The following is a 6,097-nucleotide window of genomic DNA, read 5'->3' on the forward strand; positions in this document are numbered from 1 at the left end:
CGCCGGTCGCGCGCGATGGGCCGCGCCACGGCGGCGAGCGTGGCGGTGTAGAAGCGCAGCGCCGCGCGGTCGCCGAGGCCCGCGGCGAGGCGACGCTTCACGGCGCCCAGCCGCGGCGCGCGGGCGAACAGGATGACGGTGGGTCGGGGCATCGCCGCGCAGGACAGCGCAGGACGCGCGCGCTGACCAGGGTGGGGCTCCGCCTAAGGTCGCGGACGGCTGCGCGCGCCGCTCGCCGCACTCATCGCCGCCTGGCATAGAGCCGGGCGATCCGCGCCGGCGGCACGCCCAGGACCCACAACGCCAGGCAGGAGAGGTTGCGGGCCGAGCGCGCCAGCCACCCTTCCTCGCGCCAGCGCGCCGCCGAGGTGACGAAGTCGGCCTCCAACCCGACCAGCCGCGCGCGGCCGAGGCGGCGCACGAGGTCGACATCCTCCATGATCGGGATGGGGTGGAAGCCGCCCACCGCGGCCAGCGTGTCGCGCCGCACCAGCAGCCCCTGGTCGCCATAGGGCAGGCCCAGCGCGCGGCAGCGCCAGGCCACGGCGCGTTCGAGCCGGCGCGCCTGCGGCGACGCATCGTCCAGGGCGAAGCGGAAATGGGCGGCGCGCCCGGCATTGGCCGGGTCGGCCATGAAGGCGGCGGCGGCGGCGCGCCATCCCGCACCGGGGCGGGTATCGGCATGGATCACCAGCAGCCAGGGCGTGGCGGCGGCGGCCACACCCGCAGCGATCTGGCTGCCGCGCCCGCGCGCCGTCTCGATGACGCGCGCGCCCGCGGCCTCGGCGATGACGCGGGTCGCGTCGGTGCTGCCGCCATCGGCGATGATGATGGCATCCACCTGGCCGGCCAGGGCGCGCAGGGTGGCGGCCAGGCCAGGTGCCGCGTTCAGCGTGGGGATGATGGCGGTGAGTTCGGGCTCCGTTCTCATTCGGCGCCAGTCACGGTTAAGGGAGCATTAACCGGTCGTTCCCATTCTGTTCTTGACCGTGACCCCCGCGACCACCAGGATGCATGAGAACACAACGGGAACACCAGGAGCAGCGCCATGCCCGACGGTACCCCCCATCTGAGCCCCGGCGCAGCCCCCGGCTTCGCCCTGCCCCCCAACGCGCGGCGCGGCCGCGGCGCCGGGCTCAACCCGCCGGTACGCTTCGAGAGCACCGCCCGCGAAGCCTTCGACGACGGCTGGGGCACGCTCGAAGCCGCCTTCGCCGACCTGCCGCCCCTGCCGACCACGCTCACCAAGGACCACGCGAAATCCGCCCTGGCCTGGAACGACAGCCCGGATATCGGCTTCGACCGCTCGGTGAACCCCTATCGCGGCTGCGAGCATGGCTGCGTCTACTGCTACGCCCGGCCGTCCCACGCCTATCTTGGCCTGTCGCCTGGCCTCGACTTCGAGACCAGGCTGCTGTTCAAGCCCGAGGTCGCCGCGCTGCTCGAGAAGGAACTGCGCAAGCCCGGCTACGTGGCGAAGCCGATCGCGCTCGGCTCCAACACCGACCCCTACCAGCCGGTCGAGCGAACCCTGAAGCTGACCCGCGCGGTGCTCGAGGTGCTCGACCGCTTCGACCACCCGGTCACCATCGTGACCAAATCCGCCGGCGTGCTGCGCGACATGGACATCCTGGCCGGCATGGCGAAGCGCAACCTGGTGCGGGTGTGCCTGTCGGTCACCACACTCGACGCGCGCCTCGCCCGCATCATGGAACCCCGCGCCGCCACGCCCGAGCGCCGCCTGGCCGCGGTGCGGCATTTGTCCGAAAACGGCATCCCCGCCGCCGTGCTGGCCGCGCCCATGATCCCGGGCGTGAACGACGCCGAGCTCGAGACCATCCTGGAACGCGCCGCCGCCGCGGGGGCGACCAGCGCCGGCTACGTCCTGCTGCGCCTGCCGCACGAGATCAAGCAGCTGTTCGAGGACTGGCTCACCCGCCACATGCCCGACCGCGCGGCCCGCGTGCTCTCGCTGGTGCGCCAGACCCGCGGGGGCGCGCTGTACGACAGCCGCTTCGGCACCCGCCAGAAAGGCACCGGCCCCTACGCCGACCTGCTGGCCCAGCGCTTCGCCATCGCCAGCAAGCGCCTCGGCCTCGAACGCCGCGGCAGCGGCGTGAACGCCCTCGACTGCAGCCGCTTCCGGGTGCCGGAAGCCACGACGGCAGGGACACAGCTGGCGCTGCTGTGAGGGCACGGCGGGCGCGGCGGAGGGGGCTTTGCCCCCTCCGGACCTCCCCCACCAAGGGCCTAAAGGCCCCTGGACCCCTCGACTTGATCGGGCACTTTGGGGAGGGGCATGGCGTGCCTTTCGCGCAAGGGCGCACCGCCGATGCCCCTCCCCGAAATGCCCGATTAAAGGCCCGCGGATCCAAGGGGCCGTTGCCCCTTGGCGGGTGGGGGTCCGGGGGAGGGCAGAGCCCTCCCCCGCGCCGCCGGACGCTCCCTCACGCCGCCCGCAGGTGTTCCTTTAGGCGTGGCATCAGTTCCACCAGGTTGCAGGGGCGGTGGCGGCTGTCGAGTTGCCACAGCAGGATGTCGTCCCAGGCGTCCTTGCAGGCGCCGGTCGATCCCGGCAGGGCGAACAGGTAGGTGCCGTCGGCGACGCCGCCCAGCGCGCGGGACTGCATCGTGGAGGTGCCGATCTTCTGGTAGCTCAGCATCCGGAAGAGTTCGCCGAAGCCCTCGATTTCCTTCTCGAGCACGCGCTTGAAGGCTTCCGGGGTCACATCGCGGCCGGTGATGCCGGTCCCTCCGGTGGTGATGACGCAGTCGATCGCGGGGTCGGCGATCCAGCGGCGGAGCTGGGCCTCGATCAGGTCGGCCTCGTCGCGCAGGATCTCGCGTGCGGCGCAGCGGTGGCCGGCGGCTTCGATGCGGTCCTGCAGCGTCTGGCCGGAGCGGTCGGTGGAAAGGTCGCGGGTGTCGCTGACGGTCAGCACCGCGATGTTCACCGGCAGGAAGGGCAGGCTTTCGTCGATCGGCATGGCTGTGGTCCTTGCGTGCGTGCGGAGCATGGTCATCGCGGCCCTGCCCCGCAAGGAAGCGAGGGGCGGACCGCGCCCGGCACTGCAACTGGCCGCGCTGCCGTCCCCGCGCATGCCCGCATGCCTTGCGGCGTTTCCGCTGCGATGGATCGCGCAATGGCCCCGGCTCGGGTGGCGATGGCGGCGCTGCCGCCCCGGCGAGCCGGCACGCTCCTGGTGCGCGCGCGGCACATCGGCACGCCCCACCTCTGCCAACCTTCGGTCCGGCAGCCTGGCGAAGCCCTGGCCTATCCGCCGCGCGCCTGGCGGATCTGCGCCACCGCCGCGTCAACGCGCATCGCGAGCAGCGCCTCGCCGCGCGCGGCCGAGGATCGAACCGGGTCCCCTGTCGCCCCCAGCGCCGGCAGGTCGGCCGGGCTTGGCGGCAGTCGCGACAGGTCCACCCCCTGCGGGTGCACCGCCATGAGTTCGGAGGTGTCGCCGATGCCGGCATGGGTGCCGATGCGGGCATCCGTCTCGCCCTGCGCCCTCAGCCAGGCATCCTGCGCCGCGATCGCGCCGTACCAGCGGTCGAGTGCGACCACACGCGTGGCCTCGCGCCGCCATTCGGTGTTGAGCCGCGCGGCCAGGCGTTCCTGCGGGCGCTGGCTCGCGCCATGGTCTGCCATCAGGCAGATCCAGCGGAAGCCGGCGGCGCGCAAGCTGCGCACGATGCCCTCCAGCATGCCGGCGAAGGCATCGTCGGACACGCCGAGCGTGCCGGGGAAGCGCAGGTGCCCCTCCGGCGGGTCGATGCGGCCCTGGGGGGCGAAGGGCAGCACCGGCACCACCAGCGCGTCGCCCAGCGCCTGCGCCACGCGCAGCGCGCCGGCGCGCACGATGTGGTCGTGCTTGCCCAGGATCATGTGCGGCCCGTTCTGCTCGACCCCGCCCGAGGGCACGATCACCGTGCGCCGCCCGGCGGCTATGGCCTCGCGCACCTCCGGCCAGGTCATGTCCGCGATGTCGAGGCTGGCCGGCAACGCGCGCGCCGGCGTGGCCGCCACGGCCAGCGCCGCCGCGACCAGGCCGATGCCGCCCCGGCGCCGGGACACCGGCGCCGCGATCAGCCCCGCCATGCAGCGAAATCCTTTCCAAATCCTTTGGGGATATGGGATGTGTCCCGTCCCAGTTCACGAGAACCGTCGCGCAAATGACCAGGCCCGACTACGACCCCATCGCCGCCACCTGGAACTGGCTCGCGTCGCTGGGCCGGATCCTGACCGATCCCGGCTCGCCCTTCTGGTGGCCGACGATCATCGCGGCGGTGATCGGCTTCGCGATCGCGGCGGCCGTTGCCGGCGGCAACTGGCGTGCCGCACGCGCCGAGGCGCTGCCCCGCGCCAACGCGCGCTTCTGGCGCCAGGTGCCGGTCGATCTCGGCTTCATGGTCGTGAACTCGTCCATTCCCTTCCTGGCCGCGCCGCTGCTGCTCATGGTCAGCGCCGTCGGGGCGACGATCGGCTATTTCCTGATGTTGCCCTTCTTCGGCCCGCCCGAGACCGGCACGCGGATCGACACGGCGGCGGCGATGGCGCTGGCCGGCTTCGTCGCCTTCGCCGCGGGCGACTTCGCGCTGTACTGGTCGCATCGTCTGTTTCATCGCTTCCCGCTGCTGTGGCGCGCGCACAGGCTGCACCACGCGCCGGAATTCCTCACCCCCATCACCGCCTTCCGCTTCTGGCCGCAGGAACAGATCGTCCACATCATCGGCGCGGTGTTCATGAGCGGGCTCGGCCTCGGGCTGGTCGCGACCATGCTGGGGGCGTCGGTCGGACCGCTCACGCTGCTTGGCGTCAACGTGTTCTCGCTGGCCTGGAACCTGGCATTCTCGCATCTGCGCCACAGCCATGTCGCGCTCTCCTTCCCGCGCTGGCTCTCCCACATCCTGGTCAGCCCGCACATGCACCAGGTGCACCACAGCGTCGAGGAACGCCACCACGACCGCAACTACGCGACCGTCTTCGCGCTGTGGGACTGGATGTTCGGCTCGCTCTACATCCCCGACCCGAAGGAGCGCTTCGCCTTCGGCCTGGGTGAGGAGGCGGCGGCACAGTCCGCGGCGCCGGTCCCGCTCGACCGCACGGCCCGCGCCGCGCACTGACGCGCGTCAGTTCGCCGCGACGCGCCGCGTCCCCGGCGCGCCGAACTGCGGAAAGCCGCCACGCGCCAGCGCCTCGAGGCTCGGCGCCGGCAGTCCGAGCCGCGAGGCGTAGATCCAGGAATAGGCCAGCACGCGCTGCACATGCAGCCGCGTCTCCTCGACCGGGATCGCCTCGATGAACAGGAAGGGGTCGTCGCGATGGCGCGCCGCCGGTAGCCAGCGCGCGAGGTTCCCCGGCCCGGCGTTGTAGGCCGCCAGCAGCCGGATCAGGTCGCCCTGCACCGCCTCGTGGTTCGCCAGATACAACAGGTAGCGCTGCCCGATCTCGAGCGAGAGCCCCGGGTCATGCAGCCGCGCCGCGCCCTCGCCGCGGAAGGACGGGTCGTTCGCCACATAGGCCGCGGTGGCCGGCATCACCTGCAGCAGGCCGCGCGCGCCGGCGCGCGAGACCGCCTCCGGGTCGAAGTTCGATTCCTGCCGCGCCAGCGCATAGAGCAGCGCCGGATCGACGCGGAAGCCCTGCGCCGGCTCGAGCCGCGGCAGCGGGAAGCGCGCCAGGTCGCGCGGGCGCCCGTCCGCCCCCTGCGCGAGGCCCGCGAGCTGCGCGCCCAGATTCGTCATGCCCTGCTGGCCCGCCACCGACAGCATCGCGCGCAGCAGGACCGCATTGCCCCGCGCGGCGGGCCAGAGCGCGCGAAGTTCCGCCTCGGCACGCGCCGGCTGGCCCACCTGGATCAGCGCCAGCGCGCGCCAGCCGCCGGCGGTCTCCATCAGCGCCGCCGCACCGGCGCCCTCGGCCGCCTCGCCATGCCAGGCGAAGCCGGGGGTCAGGCCGAGCGAACGGCGCGCCAGCAGCCCATGGAAGGTGCGCGGCTCCTGCGCGGCCTGCAGCATCCAAGGCACGTACTGCGCCGGGCGGCGGGCGCGCACCGCCGCAGATCCGAAGAGCTCACGTCCGGACTCCAGT

At 72.9% G+C, this 6,097-nt stretch carries 6 protein-coding genes; 2 read left to right on the top strand and 4 right to left on the bottom strand.

Features of this window, described 5'->3' with window-relative positions; genetic code table 11:
- Positions 1-241: 241 nt before the first annotated feature.
- On the bottom strand, positions 242-931 hold the full coding sequence (locus HW578_RS21550) for a TIGR04283 family arsenosugar biosynthesis glycosyltransferase (RefSeq protein ID WP_198372772.1): 690 nt from the start codon (positions 929-931) through the stop codon (positions 242-244).
- A 117-nt stretch (positions 932-1,048) separates the two neighbouring features.
- Between HW578_RS21550 and HW578_RS21555 the strand changes: the two genes are divergently transcribed.
- Positions 1,049-2,191, top strand: coding sequence for a PA0069 family radical SAM protein (locus HW578_RS21555; protein ID WP_198372773.1), 1,143 nt, complete (start codon positions 1,049-1,051; stop codon positions 2,189-2,191).
- 256 nt (positions 2,192-2,447) lie between these two features.
- Here the strand turns inward: HW578_RS21555 and moaB are convergent, their stop codons facing one another.
- Both moaB and HW578_RS21565 read right to left on the bottom strand, forming a co-directional pair.
- Positions 2,448-2,987, bottom strand: a complete 540-nt coding sequence (gene moaB / locus HW578_RS21560) for a molybdenum cofactor biosynthesis protein B (RefSeq protein ID WP_198372774.1) — start codon at positions 2,985-2,987, stop codon at positions 2,448-2,450.
- Positions 2,988-3,274: 287 nt separating this feature from the next.
- Positions 3,275-4,105, bottom strand: coding sequence for a creatininase family protein (locus tag HW578_RS21565; protein WP_198372775.1), 831 nt, complete (start codon positions 4,103-4,105; stop codon positions 3,275-3,277).
- Positions 4,106-4,179: 74 nt separating this feature from the next.
- Between HW578_RS21565 and HW578_RS21570 the strand changes: the two genes are divergently transcribed.
- Positions 4,180-5,130: a sterol desaturase family protein gene (locus HW578_RS21570; RefSeq protein WP_198372776.1), complete on the top strand. Its 951-nt coding sequence runs from the start codon at positions 4,180-4,182 to the stop codon at positions 5,128-5,130.
- A 6-nt stretch (positions 5,131-5,136) separates the two neighbouring features.
- Here HW578_RS21570 and HW578_RS21575 read toward each other — a convergent pair.
- The coding region (locus tag HW578_RS21575; RefSeq protein WP_198372777.1) for a lytic transglycosylase domain-containing protein at positions 5,137-6,097 on the bottom strand (961 nt) is incomplete at its 5' end.

The sequence above is a fragment of the Roseomonas rosulenta genome, from assembly GCF_016106005.1.
Lineage (GTDB): Bacteria > Pseudomonadota > Alphaproteobacteria > Acetobacterales > Acetobacteraceae > Neoroseomonas > Neoroseomonas rosulenta.

Excerpts from the sequence above, each read along its gene's own strand:
- moaB (WP_198372774.1), bottom strand. The coding sequence starts at position 2,987 with ATGCCGATCGACGAAAGCCTGCCCTTCCTGCCGGTGAACATCGCGGTG.
- HW578_RS21565 (WP_198372775.1), bottom strand. The coding sequence starts at position 4,105 with ATGGCGGGGCTGATCGCGGCGCCGGTGTCCCGGCGCCGGGGCGGCATC.
- HW578_RS21555 (WP_198372773.1), top strand. The coding sequence starts at position 1,049 with ATGCCCGACGGTACCCCCCATCTGAGCCCCGGCGCAGCCCCCGGCTTC.
- HW578_RS21570 (WP_198372776.1), top strand. The coding sequence starts at position 4,180 with ATGACCAGGCCCGACTACGACCCCATCGCCGCCACCTGGAACTGGCTC.
- HW578_RS21550 (WP_198372772.1), bottom strand. The coding sequence starts at position 931 with ATGAGAACGGAGCCCGAACTCACCGCCATCATCCCCACGCTGAACGCG.